Raw genomic sequence first — 16,002 nt, 5'->3', positions numbered from 1 at the left:
TTATTGGCTGCTTAGCAGTTGCCGTTGCAACCGCAGCACTGAATCAGGGCGTCAATATTTAACCGGTCAGCGTCAATTTCAGAACGCTTTTACAACGATCAACCAACGCCGCCTGCTGTCAGGGTTGCCAGTCGATCGGCGTCTGGCCGGTGCCGCGAAGATAGACATTGGCAGCGGAAAAATGCCCGCTGCCAAACCAGCCACGATGGGCCGATAAAGGCGATGGATGCGGCGCCTGCAGCACACAGTGTCGCTCTCTATCGATAAACTGGCCCTTTTTCTGGGCATAACTGCCCCACAACATAAACACCAGTTGATCACGTTCGCGGTTCAATCGTTCGATCACCGCATCGGTAAAACTCTCCCAGCCTTTGCCCTGGTGAGCACCGGCATTGCCCTGTTCAACGGTCAACACCGAGTTGAGTAACAGCACACCCTGCCGCGCCCAAGAGCTAAGATCGCCATGGTTTGGCCGGCTAATGCCGACGTCCTGCTCCAGTTCCTTATAGATATTCAGCAGACTGGGCGGCAGCTTAACGCCATCTTGCACCGAAAAGCTCAAACCATGAGCCTGGCTGGGGCCGTGATAAGGATCCTGCCCCAGAATAACCACCTTGACGGCCTCAAAAGGCGTCAATTCCAGAGCCCGGAAAACCTGGTTATCCGGCGGGTAGATTGTCTTTCCAGACGCCGCCTGCGCACTGAGAAACTGCTGCAAGCGTTCCATATAAGGCAATGCAAATTCGCTGACCAACTGCTCGGCCCAGCCTTCAGCCAAAGGTGCCTGAGTCAGGTTCAACTGCCAGGATGCCACTGTCACGGTGCCTCCATATCAATGAGCGCGCGGCCCTGAATCTGGCCAGCGAGCATGGCTTCGATGCGCGCTTCGACCTCATCAAGACGCAGGCTGTCACACAGCTCGTGCAAGCGCGGTAATTTCCACAGACCGGCATACTTGCCCAGCACGCGCTGACGCGCCGCCAAAGATTCATCAGCACTGGCGATCCCCACCAGATTGACGCCGCGCAGGATAAACGGATAGATGTCGGTCGGCACGGCGGTACCACCGACAATACCGCAGGCGGCCACGGTGCCGCCGAACTTGAGGCTTTTAAGAATATTCACCAGGGTGGTATCACCAACGGTATCGATGGCGCCCGCATAGGTTTCAGCCAGCAATGCCTTAGCTTGTGCATCGGCCAGTTGCGACCGCGGCAGTACCTCACTGGCGCCGAGACTGCGCAACCAATCATGAGCCTGGACTTTACCGGTCACGGCGGTGACGTCATAACCCAGAGAACCCAGCAAATGCACCGCCAGGGTGCCGACACCACCGGTCGCGCCGGTCACCAGAACCGGACCCTGCTCGGACTTCAAACCATTATCGAGCAGTTTTTCCAAGGCATAGGCAGCGGTCACGCCGGCCGTACCCAGACGCATCGAATCGGCCATCGACAAACCTGGCGGTAACCCCATCACCCACCCCTTGGGCACGCGAATATAGTCGGCGAAACCGCCATCGGTATTCATCCCCAGATCGAAACCGATGACAGCAACTTCGGTGCCTGCCTCAAAGGTATCGCTGCTGTCGCTAACCACCTTACCGGCGGCGTCGATGCCGGGTGTATGCGGATAGTGCCGACTGATGCCTTTATGGCCATTGGCTGAGAGCGCATCTTTATAGTTGAGCGAACTGTAGTGCACCCGGATCAACACCTCTCCGGCGGGCAGATCATCCAGGGTACGCTCTTCGATAAAGCGGCTAACGCCGTTATCGGTCAGATGAATTCTCATGGCCCGAAATGAAGTCATAACCGTCTCCACTGTTGCACTTTGCCGCAGGCTAACAGGCTGAATCCGACGCCTCTATGCGACCTTGGGTCAGTCGCCGTCAAAGGCACACAGCGTGAACACCGAGTGCCCCGCCTGGCGGATCGCCTGACTGCCGCCGAGGTCCGGCAAATCGACAATGGCGGCACATTCAACGATCTCGGCGCCCAGACGTTCAACCAGCTTGCAGGTCGCCGCCAGGGTTCCGCCAGTGGCGATTAAGTCATCCATAATCACCACACGCTGGCCGGGCTTCAGCGCATCGGCATGTACCTGCAATACCGCTTCGCCGTATTCCAGCTCGTAGGATTCTTCGTAGGTTTCAAAGGGCAACTTGCCCTTTTTACGCACTGGAATAAAGGCGGTTTTCAGTTCATAGGCCAGGGGTGCGCCGAGAATAAAACCGCGCGCATCGATGCCGACAATGGCGTCCAGCGGTTGATCGTAATAATGATGTACAAAGGCATCGATCAACTGACGAAACACCTTGGCATCGGACAGCAAGGTGGTGATATCACGAAACTGCACGCCTGGCTGAGGCCAGTCGGGAACGGTGCGAATATGGTCTTTGGGGTTAAACATTGAGGATTCTCTGCTCTGATCAGCCAATATTGTAACGATCGACCGCAGCGATGACGACCGGCTCGCGGCCATAAAAAAGGGCCCTGCAGGGCCCTGATTCAATGCCTGGCAATTATTGATCAGATCCAGATGTATTTGATCAGCGCCAGCGCAGAGATGATGTAAACCGCAATGTTCACTTCTTTGCCCTTGCCAGCCAGCAGTTTGATAACGGCGTAAGACAGGAAGCCCGCAGCGATACCTTCGGCAATGGAGTAAGTCGCCGGCATCATAAAGGCAGTGATAACCACCGGAGCCGCTTCAGTGATGTCTTTCCAGTCGATGGAAGCGATGGAGGAAACCATCAGCACCGCCACGAAAATCAGCGCAGACGCGGTGGCGTAGGACGGAATCATCAGCGCCAGCGGCGAGAAGAACAGCGCCAGCAGGAAGAGCACAGAAACCGTCACTGCCGTCAGACCACTGCGGCCACCGACGGCGATACCCGCACCACTTTCGATATAGCTGGTGGTGGTAGACGTACCCAGCAGGGAACCGGCAACCGAGGCCGAGCTGTCGGCCATCAAAGCGCGGTTCAGGCGCGGCAGCTTGCCATCAGAATCGAGCAATTTACCTTCTTTGGCCACGGCAACCAGGGTGCCAGAGGTGTCGAACAGATCGACAAAGAGGAAGGCAAAAATAACCGAATACAGACCCAGTTCCAGAGCACCGAAAATATCCAGCTGCAGGAAGGTCGCACCCAGGCCGCTCGGTACCGACGCGATACCGTTGAAGCTGACCAGACCAAAGAACGCACCGACAACGGTGGTGGCCAGAATGCCGATGATGACGCTACCGGTAATGCCACGATGGTGCAGCGCTGCAATCAGGGCAAAACCGAGGAAGGCCAGCACCACCTGAGGTGAAGTGACATCACCCAGGCCCACCAGAGTGGCGTCATTGTTGACGACCACACCGGCACCCTGCAGGCCGATCAACGCCAGGAACAAACCAATACCGACGGCGATACCGGTTTTCATCGAGGCCGGAATGGCATTGATGATCCACTCACGCACTTTAAGGATACTGATCAGCATAAAGATGATGCCCGACCAGAACACGCAGCCCAGGGCAACCTGCCAGCTCTGGCCCATGCCAAAGACCACACCAAAGGTGAAGAAGGCATTCAGACCCATGCCCGGTGCCAGCGCGACCGGATAGTTGGCGAACAGACCCATGATGGCCGTACCCAGCGCTGCAGCAATACAGGTCGCCATAAAGACGGCCTCAAACGGCATGCCGGTCTCGGACAGAATGCCCGGATTGACGACGATGATGTAAGCCATGGTGAGAAAGGTCGAAATCCCGGCCAGCACTTCAGTACGGACATCGGTCCCCAACTCTTTCAGCTTGAAGAGTTTTTCCAGCATTTAAGACTCCTTGGTGACTGCCAGTCGCGGTGGAAAGCAGAGTGACCGGCATGATCGTTGTTATCGTTGGAACCCAGAGCCCAGCGGCCCGGCGAGCGCGGCAAGTTTCGCAGAATTTCCGCGCTCAGGCACCTCTGGACCAATCGGTCAACATTTTGTAAAGCAGGAGCTGTGCCAGAAGCAAAAAGGCACCCAGACCGAATGGTGTGGGTGCCTTTCTGATGGAGCGAAGAGTGTGATCAGTCGCCGTTCAATTGCAGCGTCTTCAAGGTGCGGCTGCGGACCTGTTTGAGCAGTTCCGCATTGTCGATCAGTGACTGACCGTAGGATGGCACCATGGTGGTCAATTTTTCACGCCAGGCCGGTTCAGCCAGACGATCGGCGAAGCAGCGCTCGATGATGTTAATCATCGTCTGAGCAGCGGTTGAAGCACCCGGTGATGCACCCAACAAGGCGGCCAGAGAGCCATCTTTGGTGGCAATCACTTCGGTACCAAACTCCAGCTTACCGCCGGTTTTAGGATCGCGCTTGATGATCTGCACACGCTGACCGGCAATGGCCAGTTCCCAGTCTTCATCGCGCGCTTCAGGATAGAACTTGCGCAGCGCAGCAACGCGTGATTTATGCGACTGCAGCACTTCGCTGATCAGATAACGGGTCAGGTCCATATTGGCCAGGCCAGCACGCAGCATCGGCCAGAGGTTGTTCAGCCGCACCGATTTGAGCAAATCCAGGAAGGAACCTGCCTTGAGGAACTTGGTGGTAAAGCCGGCAAACGGCCCGAACAACAGAGCTTTTTCACCATTGATAATGCGCGTATCGAGGTGCGGCACTGACATTGGCGGCGCCCCCAACGGCGCCTTGCCATAGACCTTGGCATGATGCTTTTCGACCACTTCGGGCTTACGGCACACCAGCCATTGGCCACTGACCGGAAAACCGCCATAGCCGTGGCCTTCACTGACACCGGATTTTTGCAGCAACGGCAAAGCACCGCCACCGGCGCCGAGGAACACAAAGTTGCAGTCCACCGCCTGATAGCCGCCTGCGGCACTTTTCAGAGTAATGGCCCAGGAGCCATCGGCTTTCTGGTTCAGGTCGGTAACTTCGGTATTCAACTTCAGTTCGAAGCCGTCCTGCGTTTCCAGATGCTTCACCAACAGTCGGGTCAATGCCCCAAAATCGACATCGGAACCGTGAGTAACGCGGGTTCCCGCCACTTTTTGGTGCGTATCACGACCTTCCATCACCAGTGGCATCCACTGACTGAGTACGGCCGGATCTTCGCTGTATTCCATTTCGGCAAATAGCGGCTGCGCCTTGAGCGTTTCATAGCGTTTGCGCAAAAAGGCGACGTTGTCGTCACCCCAGACGAAGCTCTTGTGCGGTGCCCGATTAATAAAGGCCTTGGAATCAGGCAAGGCGCCACTTTCCACCAGATAGGACCAAAACTGCAGGCTGACTTCGAAAGCGGAGTTGATGTTCAGCGCCTTGGTGGTGTCGATGCTGCCATCGGCCATCACCGGCGTGTAGTTCAATTCGCAATAGGCGGCATGGCCGGTACCGGCGTTATTCCAACCATCGGTACTTTCCAGCGCAACGGCACTGCCCTTTTCAATCATCAGGATGTTCAGGTTGGGATCGAGTTGCTTCAACAACATGCCCAGGGTGGCACTCATCGCGCCGGCCCCTACCAGGACTACATCTGCTTTGGTTGCGGTCATTACGGTCTCGCCCATGGCTGATAAAAGCGGAGATGAAGCGGGCCGATGGCGAAAGGTCATCCTTGAGCGGCCGTAGTGGAGTGTAGACTCCATGCCCGACTTCGTGATTCTGGACCGCCTGTGGATGCTGTTTTTAAAGCGAGTGTTTGCTAACCCGAAGCATCCGATTTCTTGGCGATCGAGGCGCATTATACGGATTTTGTTATAGAAGTCTTGAATAAAAAGGAGGCAACCGCTCATCCATTTGGCTTATGGACGAGGGTCGGAAATCAATCCAGGTGGCGCCAATAACGCGGTACTCGGGTGGAGATTCGGGTCAGTAATTCGTAGCCGACGGTGTCGATATGCCGGGCCACCTCATCGACACTCAGCTGGGCTCCCCACAGCTGCGCCTGGTCGCCCACCTGAACCTCACCGAGCTCGGTCACATCGACCGTCAGCATATCCATCGACACCTTGCCCACCAGCGGCACGCGCTGACCACAGAGCCAGACCGGCGTGCCATCGGGGGCATGTCGCGGATAACCATCGCCATAGCCAATGGCCAGCGTAGCGATGCGGCTGGGTTTAGTTGCGCGCCAGCGGTGGCCGTAACCGACGCCATCGCCTTCGGGCACATCGCGCACCGCTATCACCGGTGCGGTCAGCGTCATGGCGGGTGTCAGGCCCAGTTGCTCGCCGGTTTTAGCAAAGCCCGGCGAGGCGCCGTAGAGCATAATGCCGGGTCTTACCCAGTCGCGGTGACTGGCCGGCCAGGCCAGAATACCAGCCGAATTGGCAAGGCTTGCCGGAGCATTTTCGACGCCCTGCTCTGCGCGGGCAAAGGCTTCCAATTGAGCTTGGGTAGCGCTGGGATCCACATCATCGGCGGCGGCAAAATGCGTCATCAGGCCAACGGGCTGATCGCTGAGCGCCGACAAGCGTTGCCAGTAATCTATCGCTGACTCAGGCGCCACACCCAGGCGGTGCATGCCGGTATCGACTTTGAGCCAAAGCGATTGCTGGCGCACCAACGGCCCCAAGGATTCCAACTGAGCCAATTGATCAGCCTGGTGCACGACGCTGGTACAACCTAACTCAATCGCCTGACGCGCCTGGTCCGCATCGACCGTGCCTTCGAGCAGGATCAATGGCTTGGTGACACCCTCATCGCGCAACTGTTTGGCTTCACCGAAGGTTGCCAGCGCAAAACCGTCGGCATCGGCTAAGGCCCGAGTGGCGTTAATGGCACCATGACCATAGGCGTCCGCTTTGATCGCCGCCCAGATCCGGCTGTTGGGTGCCAGTTCGCGTACCCGCGCCAGATTGGCAGTCAGGGCACGGGCATCAATGGTGGCGCAAGTTCCCCGGCTCATTCGCTCTGCCAGTCGCCGTATTGGTCGGGCGCCAGGTTTTCGAAGCGGCTGTGCTTGCCGATAAAGGCCAGTCGACAGGTGCCAATAGGACCGTTCCGCTGCTTACCGATGATGATCTCAGCGGTGCCCTTGTCTTTGGAGTCTTCGTTATAGACTTCATCGCGGTAGATAAAGAGGATGATATCGGCGTCCTGTTCGATCGCACCGGATTCCCGCAAGTCGGAGTTGACCGGGCGCTTGTTGGGTCGCTGTTCCAGGCTACGGTTAAGCTGCGACAGGGCCACGATCGGACATTCAAATTCTTTGGCAATGGCTTTGAGGGAGCGCGAGATTTCCGAAATTTCGTTAGTACGGCCTTCGGTAAAACCCTTAATTTTCATCAGCTGCAAATAGTCGACCACGACCAGACCGACATCGCCATGTTCACGCACCAGCCGCCGTATACGACTGCGCATCTCAGTGGGGCTGATGCCCGGCGTATCGTCAATAAACAGCTTGCGGTCTTTGAGCAGGTTGACCGCCTTGGTCAGCTTGGGGAAATCATCGTCGTGCAGCTTACCGGTCCGCACCCGACCCATATCCAGGCGACCCAGAGAAGCAATGGAACGGGTGATCAACTGGTCAGCGGGCATCTCCAGGCTGAACACCACCACCGGCTTTTCCTGATTCAACGCCGCCTCTTCGACCATGTTCATGGCGAAGGTGGTTTTACCCATGGCCGGTCGGGCTGCCAGAATCACCAGATCACCGCTTTGCCAGCCGGTCGTCATGGTGTCGAGGTCGGCAAAACCAGTGGAAACACCGGTCAGGTCGCTGTCGGAATGCAGCAACTCGTCGATGCGTTCCAGCGCCCTATCGACCAGCGGATTGACGTGCACCAGACCGCCCTGATTGGGGCGCTGCTCAGCAATCTGAAATACCTGGCGCTCAGCATCGTCGAGCAGGGTTTCGGCATCGAGGCCACGCGGATCGTAGGCTTTGGAAGCGATGTCGTTGGCGACGCGAATCAGCCGTCGCAGCACCGAACGTTCCTGGACGATCTTGGCGTAGGCCAGCAGATTGGAAATCGAGGGGGTGTTATCGGCCAGATCGTTCAGATAGGCCATGCCACCAACGGCTTCGAGCTGCTTTTCCGTCTCCAGCGCTTCGCCCAGGGTGATGACATCGAGCGGCTGGGTCTGGTCCGACAGCTTCATCATCATGCGGAAAATCTGCCGGTGCTCGCCGCGATGAAAATCGTCCGGCATCAACACTTCGGCAACACCGTCCCACTGACTGTTGTCGATCATCAAGGCACCCAACACCGACTGCTCCGCCTCCAGCGAATGCGGTGGCACGCGCAAATTGGCAACATCGTCGCCAGCGAACAAATCGTCTTCTAAAGCATCAGTCATGGGGTACGGCGGTATGGCTAAAGTGGGCGGTTATGGTAGCGGGTTGGGGGGAAAATTGGGAGACGCTAGACGGGAAACGAGAGACGCTTTTAGCGGCAAACGTTTGACGGGAGTGGTACGCCGCCCGGACGTGAGACGCAAAGTGCGTTTTGCACCTTCACTGGTTTGGAACAGGTGGTGGCAATAAAAAACGGGAGCCGGGAAACACCTAAATGGCGTCTACCGTCTCCCGTTCAGCGTCAAGCAATGGGCGCTAGGCGCCCATTAATCACGCCTCTGGTACGACAATAATATGCACTTCAGCGTCGACATCCGGATGCACCTGGATGGCGATGTTGTATTCGCCAGTGGCACGGATCGGACCTTCGGGCATACGCACTTCAGACTTGCTGACTTCAACGCCGGCAGCGGTGATCAGGTCAGCGACATCGCGCGGACCGATAGAACCGAACAGCTTGCCTTCGTCGCCCGCGTTAGCGGCAACGGTGACTTCGATTTCAGCCAGTTTCTCAGCGCGCTGTTGGGCTGCTGCCAGTTTTTCGGCTTCAGCTTTTTCCAGTTCAGCACGACGCTCTTCGAAGTACTTAACGTTGTCTTTGCTTGCCGGCACTGCCTTGCCTTGCGGCACCAGGTAGTTGCGGGCATAACCGCTTTTGACGTTTACGGTGTCACCCAGAACACCCATCTTGCCAACTTTCTCAAGCAGGATAACTTCCATCTCGCTTACCTCATTTATCGTCCTGATCCGGCTGTTTTGCCAGTCGCGCCCGGAAATCGACAGCGCCATCGGCAACGGCTACCAGAACCAGTAACGGTAACATGAACTGATTGAACAGGATGATGGCCAAATAAAACGCCACCAACCATTGCCCACCCAATTTCTGTCTGGTCACTAAAGCGTGAACCAGCGCTGCCCCGGCAAAAACCAAAGGCAGCAATAACAACAACAAAGCCGCAGGCTGTAACCACCAACTGACGATGATCGCGCCCAGCAACAGCCACAAGGGCCGTCCGCCGATGCGCAGGCGGTGGAACTCAGCACGCAGGCCACCGGGGTTATAAAGCCCGGCTTGCCAATAACGCGCCAGCAGTACACACAACAGCGCTTCGAACACCTCAGCCGTGACCACCAAATAGGCGGCGTATGGCTTGATGGCTTCGAGCACCTGCCAGCCCATCTGCTGCGGATCGGATGCCATCACAGCCTGTATCTGGCTGACGATAGCGGCAAACCGATCGCCCATCAGTTGCTGCGCGATGATCGCCAGAACGATGCCCAACGCTGCTGCAACCAGCAGCAAGGCAGACCAGTCCTGACAGCGTCGCATGGCCAGAGCCAGGACGGCGGTCAACGGCAGAACCAAGAGGGGCAGCACCATGCCCGTCAGTTGCCAGCTCACCAGAGCGCCAGCCATAGCGGCCAGCAGTACTCGTGTGCCGGCGGTAGCACCTTGTCGCAATGCGACCAGTGCCACCAGTGCCGCGCTGAGTGCATAAAGCATCGGCAGCACGGCCAAACCTGCGGCGAGAACTCCTGCGTTCAATCGGCTTTTCATCGCAAAGCGAGCAAAGCCCAACATAAGCAGGAACCTCCCCTTACCCGACGATCTTACTGATGGCTGTCGGTGTAAGGCAGCAAAGCCAGGTAGCGAGCACGCTTGATCGCCGAAGACAGCTGGCGCTGATAGCGGGCACGGGTACCAGTGATCCGGCTCGGTACGATCTTGCCGGTTTCAGTGATGTAACCTTTCAACAGGTCTACATCTTTGTAATCGATTTCCTTGATGCCTTCTGCAGTGAAACGGCAGAACTTACGGCGACGGAAAAAACGGGCCATAACAATGCTCCTTTAACTTAGGCTTCGTCAGCCTGCTCGGTGGATTGGTCGTCCAGGTCAACGTCATCGTCTTCGACGTCGTCATCCTGTTCAGAGCGAGTGCGAGCAACGGCAGCCTGAGCTTCATCTTTCGCTTTCTTGGCTTCGACGCTCTTCATCATCGGAGAGGCTTCAGTCACAGCGTCCTTACGGCGCATGATCATGTTGCGGATGATGGCATCGTTAAAGCGGAAGGTGCTCTTCAGATCGTCGATGACTTCGTTGTCAGCTTCGATGTTCAGCAGCACGTAGTGAGCTTTATGAGCATTGTCGATCGGGAAAGCCAGTTGACGGCGGCCCCAATCTTCCTGGCGGTGTACTTTGCCGCCTTTGTCGGTGATGACCGAGGTGTAGCGCTCGATCATGGCCGGTACCTGTTCAGACTGGTCAGGATGAACCAGCAGAACGATTTCGTAATGACGCATAGGATCTCCTTGCGGGTTATACAACCTCCTGTGGCAACACCACAGTAAGGTAAGGAGTTAACGCACGACGCCTTTATACATAGCTTGTATACATAGCTTGGCGAAGGCACAACTACCCCCGGCCAGACAGCCGGGAGGGCGCGGATAGTATAGAAAGCAACACGGATAATCAAGCGCTAAAGGCCGGCTGGCGCCGGTTCGGGCGCTATTCAGCAGGCTTCTGGTCAGGCGGCCTGGGAGGTGTTGCCCGCAGGGAGCACCTGACGATAGTTGACCGCCTCGATGCCATCACTTAACCAACGCCGCAGTGACGACGCCAGATAATAGCGGTGATCGTGCGGATGAATCGACAGCCTCAGCGCTCGCTGTGACGTAGCGAGACGGCGATTGAGTCCGTTCCAGAGTCGTAAGCTGGGTACTCGCCAGCGAGCGTCTGCTTCGAATCCCGCCAGGGGCAAGGCGTGAAAACGGCCGGCGTGGAGATCATGAAAACCGGCGGTGCTCTCCAGGTAATGAAATGGAAGATGTCGCCGCGCCGCTGCGGGGAGTTTCCCCAAAGCCCAGGCAGGCGGGACGTAGAGTTCAGGCGATTGGAAATCATTGTCGGTAAACCATTGGTAGTTGCGCTGCACCAGCTCAATCAATTCAGCTTCGCTCAGCGACAGATGTTCGGCCGCCTGCCGCGACACCAAAGTCGAGTGCAGACGATGATAAAGCGTCGAGATGCGACGCACTCGGTGCCGCCAGCCGTGGCCGGCCAGCTCGTAACCTTGCTGTTGCCAGCGACGCAGTTGCGCCAGTTGCTGCGGCTGCCAGTCCAGACCCGGCACCACCAGCAGCGTTAAATTGGCCGGTTCTATATCGGCCAGCCAGTTGTTCAGCCACCAGGCCACCTCATCCAGGGTGTCGGGCATAACGTCGTGCAGGCTGACAATGGCGGGCCGGGTTTTCATAGATGCTCGGTAATAACGTCCAACCACAGATCGAGGTTGGCCTGGTTATGCTGGACGACCGCCTGACGCGCCAGGCGCGCTCTGGAGGCCACTTCAAATTCACTCAACGCCATGGCGCGCTTGAGCACGGCGGTAACGTCTTCTGTGCCGTCCTTGACCACCAGTGTCTGGGCCAGTTCCTGCCAGTCGGCGATACCACAGGCATCGCTGACCACAACTAAACGCTGACGCGCCATCGCTTCCAGTGCGATGGTGCCAAAACTCTCCACGTGGCTGGGCAGAATCAAAGCATCGTGGGCGTCCATGGCCGCGAGCAGCCCCTCACGATCCAGCCAACCAATATAGTCGACATTGGGCAACTCGGCGGCAGCGGCTTCTACCAAGGCGCGCTGCGGACCGTCCCCGGCAATGGCGAAACGCAGCTGCGGCAACGCCCGGGCAGCCTCCAGTAAGCCTTCGAGATTTTTCTCCGCCGCCAAGCGACCGGCGAACAACACCGAACGCACGCCACTGGGCGCGCGCGGTGGCTCACGCTGCAAAAACAACGGACTGACCGGCGTACCCATCAAGGCCGCCTGAGCAGCACCAATGCGCTCGGCAATGCCGACCATTTCCTCGGAGTTCGCCAGGACCACATCGGCGTTGCGGAAAATCAGCCGGTTGCTGACTTCGAAATAACCGCGCGTCAAAGAGCCCTGAACCTTATTCCAATAAAGCTCGGTCAGTTTTTCATACCAGGTATGAAAGCCGACCACGACGCGCGCGTTCAACTGTCGGGCATAGCGGGCGCCAAACATGCCAAACAGACCCGGCGTCGGGATCACCACCACGTCCGGCGCAAAGGCTTCCATCTGCTGGCGCAATTGCAACAGATTGGGAATACAGAACTTCTGAGTGGCATCACCGGGCAAGGGCAGCATCCAACCGCCCTGCCACTGACCATCGACAATGGCTGGCGAAATGATGTCGATCTGCTCGACCCAGGGACCGAGGTGATGCATCAGATCCTGATAGTAAGCACCCACGCCATTGCGGTGCGGCGCAGCATCGGAAACGATCAACACCCGGCGCGGTGCACTCTCGGATGAACGGTGTGGCTGCAACGCCAGGGAAGACTGTTCACGCATCAGGCCACCTCCTGGATAACACCAGCCTGAGCACAGTGGGCATCAAAACGATGCGCGACTTCATCCCAGCGCACATTAAACGCCTGCTGCTGATACTGATGGCCGCTGCGGTATTGCTGCGCCTGCTCGACTTCAGCGTCCAGCGCCGCGCGATAGGCCGGCGTCATGGACAAGCCCAGAGCGACCAGCAACTGACTGACGGTGCCATCGAGGTCCGCGGTCAACTGTTGCATCGGCACCAGACGGGCATTCGGATTCTCGCTGCAGAACAAATCGATATCGCGGTAATAACCCGCCAGCATACCGACGATGCGCTGCTCAAAAGCCGGGGTAAACCGCGGCCCGTGAAACAGTTGCCAGCCCGGCAACAGCGAGCTGAGCTGAGACGGCAGCGTCTTTTGCGCCGGGCGGATGCACAGCGCGAAATCGGCATCGGGGAACTGCTGACGCAAGCTGGTCAGCCAGGAGGCAAAAGATGGGTTCTTGCACAGATAACGACGCTCAGCGCCATGCCGCACGCCATGAAAGTACAGATGCTTCTGGATCATGCGTCGGTAAAAGCGCATCAGCGTCTGTTTGCGCCGGGTCGGCATGGCGGAATCGAAACGCACCAGCCGCCATAAAGACGCTTCTTCAGGAAAGAGCACCACCACCAGAAAACAGCCATTGACCGGCAGCAGCGACAGAAAATCTTCTTCCGGCTCGTTCAGGCCCAACTGGTGGATGGCATCCATCTGCTTAAGGAAGGGTAAACGAACCTTGCCAAAGAGGCGCGCCACTGGGCTCAACACCCAACCCAACGCACGCATCAGATAACGCTCGGTAATGCTGGGCGCAAAGATGCACTCCCAGGTGCGCATCGAAGTCAGCTCTTCATGATGCGATAACACCCGATGCAGATGGGTCGTGCCGGAACGCGGCACGCCGGAGATAAAGACCGGACGACGCACGGCAACCTGACGGTAACGGCGAAAAAAGATCTCGTCACAAAGAAAGCCGAACCAGTGCACCACCTGCAACAAGGTCAAAGCAGGCACCGCCAGCAGGTACATCAATGCCCGCTTGGGCAGCCGACGCCAGCCGCCATACGGCAGGTATTTCAGCGTCCAGAGGCAAATCAACAGCCATTGTCCCAAGGCCAACTTAAAGCCGTGACCCATAGCGCTCCCCTTCTTTACCGGTGGATTGCTCGGAACGGTAGCGGCGCTCCATGTCATTTCCATGACAATGCCGTCACGCGGCGGTCATGGTGGCACACTGACCGCCGCTTCGGCTAACTCACGACGTTCGCACTCATAACCCCAGCTTGCCCGTCAGCGCTTCAATTTCCGCCTGCCACTGCGCCTGCTTCTCTGGCTTCTGGTGCTTGGGCTTGCGCGCCTGATCGTCATGCAGTTGCTGCTCCAGCCAGGCCAGACGGGCCAATAAGGCGTCGTCATCAACCTCGTCAATCGACACTGGCTGGGACGACCCAGCAGATGACGACTCAGCCACCGGCTCTGTTGACGATCCTGCTTCCAATAACCGATAGAAAGGCTCGGGACCATCCACCTCGCTCAGTTGACCGTCATGAATCCACCACCAGCGGGTCGCCACGGCATCCAAAAAGGCGCGGTCGTGGCTGGTCATGAACACCGTCAGCTCGCTGCCGCAGAGCGACTCGATCAGTTCGTCACGACCATCCAGATCCAGGTGGTTGGTCGGCTCATCGAGCATCAACACGTTGGGGCGCTGCAAACGGAAATAAGCGAACATCAGCCGTGCTTTTTCGCCACCGCTGAGCGTCTCTACAGGCTGATCGAAGCGATCGTAAGGCACGCCGGCATTGAGCAGGGTTTGACGAATCGTCTCGTCCGGTCCCTCCAGGCGTTCACGCAGCCAATCGAAGCGGCCTTGTTTAATGTCCATGCTCAACAGCAACTGATCGTAATACCCCAGCTGCACGCGCGGGTTCCAGCGGATATCGCCGATGTCCGTCTCCAGCGCCGCTATCATGCGTTTCAGGGTGGTCGACTTACCGACGCCATTGACGCCAAGTAAAGCAATCCGATCACCAGGACGTGCATTGAGAAACTCACTATAGATCGAGCGTGATCCGTCTCCCGGCAACGCAATCTGCGCCTCCTCGAGCACCACCACCTGGCGTGCCGACAAGCCTTCTTCGGGCAGCGCCAGCGCCAGCCCCGTACCTTGGCTGACAAAAGTCAGGTCCGACTTAAGCCGCTCAACGCGTTTTTCCATCGACTTGGCTTTGCGCGACAGATCTTCGTTGTCGTAAGTGTGTCCCCAGTGCGCCAGCCGCTTGGCCGATGCCTGCAGACGCGCCACTTCTTTTTCTTCCTGCGCCCGCCGCACTCGCGCTTGTTCATCAGCGTCATCCAACGCCTGGCGTGCGGGGTCAAAGGGCAGATCGAAGCAATAGAGGCGCTGATCGCGTAGAAACCAGGTCTGAGTACAGAGGCTGTTGAGCAGGTAACGATCGTGCGACACCATCACCCAGGGCAGGGTTTGCGATTGCAGCCACTGGCGCAGCAGTGTCAGGCTGAGAATGTCCAGATGGTTGCCCGGCTCGTCGAGCAGCAACACATCCGGTTCAATCAACATAGCGCGCGCCAGCAACAGCAGGTTCTGCTGGCCGCCACTGAGCGACTCGACCGATTGTTCCATCTGTTCAAGGCTGAAACCCAGCTTGTGCAGTTCGGCTTCAGCGCGGAAGGCTTCTTCCAGCCGACGGGCTGCCGGAATCGCCGCTGCAGCGGCCGCACGCAACGACACCGCCCGCAACTCAACGGGCACAAACTGCTCAACCCGGCCAATCACCAAATTACGCCGCACCTGGCGGCGACCCGCATCGGGCTCAAAAACACCGGCCATCAAAGCCAGCAGACTCGACTTACCCGAGCCGTTGTGGCCCACCAAACCAATACGGTCGCCACTGTTCACAACCAGGGATAAATCGGCAAAGAGGGGCTTGGCATCCAGACTCAGGGATACCTCGGAAAGCGATAACAAAGCACTCATATCAACGTCCTATGAAAAATTCATCGAGGACGCCGAAGTAGGCGGGAATAATTAGCCGTTCGACGTCCGTTTAGTTCGGAAAGGACGTCGCAGCCGCGTCTGAGAGGCAATGTGGGCGGCCGAAACGGCACAGACTCACAATCATCTGGGGGCTCCTCTGTTGGCGGTGAATGGAAAAAGGGGCGGTCAGTCTAGTCAACAAATACAAACCGGCAAAGCTGGCCTCGGCCAGCGGCACGGGCAATTCGCTAAACCCTTGAATTTTTTGGAAAAAAGAAAGGTGGCTATTGTTGACACCCCCGCAAT

15 protein-coding genes are annotated in these 16,002 nt (G+C 57.6%); all 15 read right to left on the bottom strand.

Annotation, left to right across the window (positions count from 1 at the left end):
* Positions 1 to 118 precede the first annotated feature (118 nt).
* The 15 genes from ung to ACXAE6_RS18340 all read right to left on the bottom strand — a co-directional run bounded on the left by ung (position 119) and on the right by ACXAE6_RS18340 (position 15,696).
* The gene (gene ung / locus ACXAE6_RS18410; RefSeq protein ID WP_475152772.1) at positions 119 to 820 is read right to left on the bottom strand and encodes a uracil-DNA glycosylase; all 702 of its coding nucleotides are present in this window, start codon (positions 818 to 820) and stop codon (positions 119 to 121) included.
* The gene (locus tag ACXAE6_RS18405) at positions 817 to 1,812 is read right to left on the bottom strand and encodes a YhdH/YhfP family quinone oxidoreductase (RefSeq protein ID WP_475152767.1); all 996 of its coding nucleotides are present in this window, start codon (positions 1,810 to 1,812) and stop codon (positions 817 to 819) included. Before ACXAE6_RS18405 ends, ung begins: the two co-directional genes overlap by 4 nt.
* 69 nt (positions 1,813 to 1,881) lie before the next feature.
* A complete protein-coding gene (locus ACXAE6_RS18400; protein ID WP_475152762.1) occupies positions 1,882 to 2,412 on the bottom strand; it encodes an adenine phosphoribosyltransferase in 531 nt (176 codons plus the stop codon).
* A gap of 119 nt (positions 2,413 to 2,531) precedes the next feature.
* Positions 2,532 to 3,821 carry an NCS2 family permease gene (locus ACXAE6_RS18395; protein WP_475152756.1) on the bottom strand — a complete coding sequence of 430 codons (1,290 nt, stop codon included), beginning with the start codon at positions 3,819 to 3,821 and terminating at the stop codon, positions 2,532 to 2,534.
* Between the two features lie 239 nt (positions 3,822 to 4,060).
* Complete coding sequence (gene mqo, locus ACXAE6_RS18390) at positions 4,061 to 5,545, bottom strand: malate dehydrogenase (quinone) (protein ID WP_475152752.1); 1,485 nt, start codon at positions 5,543 to 5,545, stop codon at positions 4,061 to 4,063.
* 269 nt (positions 5,546 to 5,814) lie between these two features.
* A complete protein-coding gene (gene alr, locus ACXAE6_RS18385; protein ID WP_475152747.1) occupies positions 5,815 to 6,900 on the bottom strand; it encodes an alanine racemase in 1,086 nt (361 codons plus the stop codon).
* The gene (gene dnaB / locus ACXAE6_RS18380; RefSeq protein ID WP_392806065.1) at positions 6,897 to 8,294 is read right to left on the bottom strand and encodes a replicative DNA helicase; all 1,398 of its coding nucleotides are present in this window, start codon (positions 8,292 to 8,294) and stop codon (positions 6,897 to 6,899) included. Before dnaB ends, alr begins: the two co-directional genes overlap by 4 nt.
* 268 nt (positions 8,295 to 8,562) lie before the next feature.
* A complete protein-coding gene (gene rplI, locus ACXAE6_RS18375; RefSeq protein ID WP_475152740.1) occupies positions 8,563 to 9,012 on the bottom strand; it encodes a 50S ribosomal protein L9 in 450 nt (149 codons plus the stop codon).
* A gap of 10 nt (positions 9,013 to 9,022) precedes the next feature.
* Positions 9,023 to 9,838 (bottom strand): hypothetical protein, encoded by an 816-nt coding sequence (locus ACXAE6_RS18370; protein WP_475152737.1) that lies wholly within the window; start codon positions 9,836 to 9,838, stop codon positions 9,023 to 9,025.
* 65 nt (positions 9,839 to 9,903) lie between these two features.
* Positions 9,904 to 10,131 (bottom strand): 30S ribosomal protein S18, encoded by a 228-nt coding sequence (rpsR, locus tag ACXAE6_RS18365; RefSeq protein WP_108125226.1) that lies wholly within the window; start codon positions 10,129 to 10,131, stop codon positions 9,904 to 9,906.
* A gap of 17 nt (positions 10,132 to 10,148) precedes the next feature.
* Positions 10,149 to 10,595 carry a 30S ribosomal protein S6 gene (gene rpsF / locus ACXAE6_RS18360; RefSeq protein WP_392806075.1) on the bottom strand — a complete coding sequence of 149 codons (447 nt, stop codon included), beginning with the start codon at positions 10,593 to 10,595 and terminating at the stop codon, positions 10,149 to 10,151.
* Positions 10,596 to 10,819: 224 nt separating this feature from the next.
* A complete protein-coding gene (locus ACXAE6_RS18355) occupies positions 10,820 to 11,548 on the bottom strand; it encodes a DUF2334 domain-containing protein (RefSeq protein ID WP_475152731.1) in 729 nt (242 codons plus the stop codon).
* Entirely contained in the window at positions 11,545 to 12,675 is a 1,131-nt protein-coding gene (locus ACXAE6_RS18350; RefSeq protein WP_475152728.1) for a glycosyltransferase, read from the bottom strand. The genes ACXAE6_RS18355 and ACXAE6_RS18350 overlap by 4 nt, the downstream gene beginning before the upstream one ends.
* Positions 12,675 to 13,835 carry a sulfotransferase gene (locus tag ACXAE6_RS18345; RefSeq protein ID WP_475152725.1) on the bottom strand — a complete coding sequence of 387 codons (1,161 nt, stop codon included), beginning with the start codon at positions 13,833 to 13,835 and terminating at the stop codon, positions 12,675 to 12,677. The genes ACXAE6_RS18350 and ACXAE6_RS18345 overlap by 1 nt, the downstream gene beginning before the upstream one ends.
* A gap of 133 nt (positions 13,836 to 13,968) precedes the next feature.
* The gene (locus ACXAE6_RS18340) at positions 13,969 to 15,696 is read right to left on the bottom strand and encodes an ABC-F family ATP-binding cassette domain-containing protein (RefSeq protein WP_475152722.1); all 1,728 of its coding nucleotides are present in this window, start codon (positions 15,694 to 15,696) and stop codon (positions 13,969 to 13,971) included.
* Between the last annotated feature and the right edge of the window lie 306 nt (positions 15,697 to 16,002).

This window comes from Saccharospirillum sp. ABV4_185, from assembly GCF_056159245.1.
This window is presented reverse-complemented; position numbering and strand designations above follow the sequence as displayed.

Excerpts from the sequence above, each read along its gene's own strand:
- ACXAE6_RS18405 (WP_475152767.1), bottom strand. The coding sequence starts at position 1,812 with ATGACTTCATTTCGGGCCATGAGAATTCATCTGACCGATAACGGCGTT.
- ACXAE6_RS18400 (WP_475152762.1), bottom strand. The coding sequence starts at position 2,412 with ATGTTTAACCCCAAAGACCATATTCGCACCGTTCCCGACTGGCCTCAG.
- ACXAE6_RS18395 (WP_475152756.1), bottom strand. The coding sequence starts at position 3,821 with ATGCTGGAAAAACTCTTCAAGCTGAAAGAGTTGGGGACCGATGTCCGT.
- mqo (WP_475152752.1), bottom strand. The coding sequence starts at position 5,545 with ATGACCGCAACCAAAGCAGATGTAGTCCTGGTAGGGGCCGGCGCGATG.
- alr (WP_475152747.1), bottom strand. The coding sequence starts at position 6,900 with ATGAGCCGGGGAACTTGCGCCACCATTGATGCCCGTGCCCTGACTGCC.
- dnaB (WP_392806065.1), bottom strand. The coding sequence starts at position 8,294 with ATGACTGATGCTTTAGAAGACGATTTGTTCGCTGGCGACGATGTTGCC.
- rplI (WP_475152740.1), bottom strand. The coding sequence starts at position 9,012 with ATGGAAGTTATCCTGCTTGAGAAAGTTGGCAAGATGGGTGTTCTGGGT.
- rpsR (WP_108125226.1), bottom strand. The coding sequence starts at position 10,131 with ATGGCCCGTTTTTTCCGTCGCCGTAAGTTCTGCCGTTTCACTGCAGAA.
- rpsF (WP_392806075.1), bottom strand. The coding sequence starts at position 10,595 with ATGCGTCATTACGAAATCGTTCTGCTGGTTCATCCTGACCAGTCTGAA.
- ACXAE6_RS18355 (WP_475152731.1), bottom strand. The coding sequence starts at position 11,548 with ATGAAAACCCGGCCCGCCATTGTCAGCCTGCACGACGTTATGCCCGAC.
- ACXAE6_RS18350 (WP_475152728.1), bottom strand. The coding sequence starts at position 12,675 with ATGCGTGAACAGTCTTCCCTGGCGTTGCAGCCACACCGTTCATCCGAG.
- ACXAE6_RS18345 (WP_475152725.1), bottom strand. The coding sequence starts at position 13,835 with ATGGGTCACGGCTTTAAGTTGGCCTTGGGACAATGGCTGTTGATTTGC.
- ACXAE6_RS18340 (WP_475152722.1), bottom strand. The coding sequence starts at position 15,696 with ATGAGTGCTTTGTTATCGCTTTCCGAGGTATCCCTGAGTCTGGATGCC.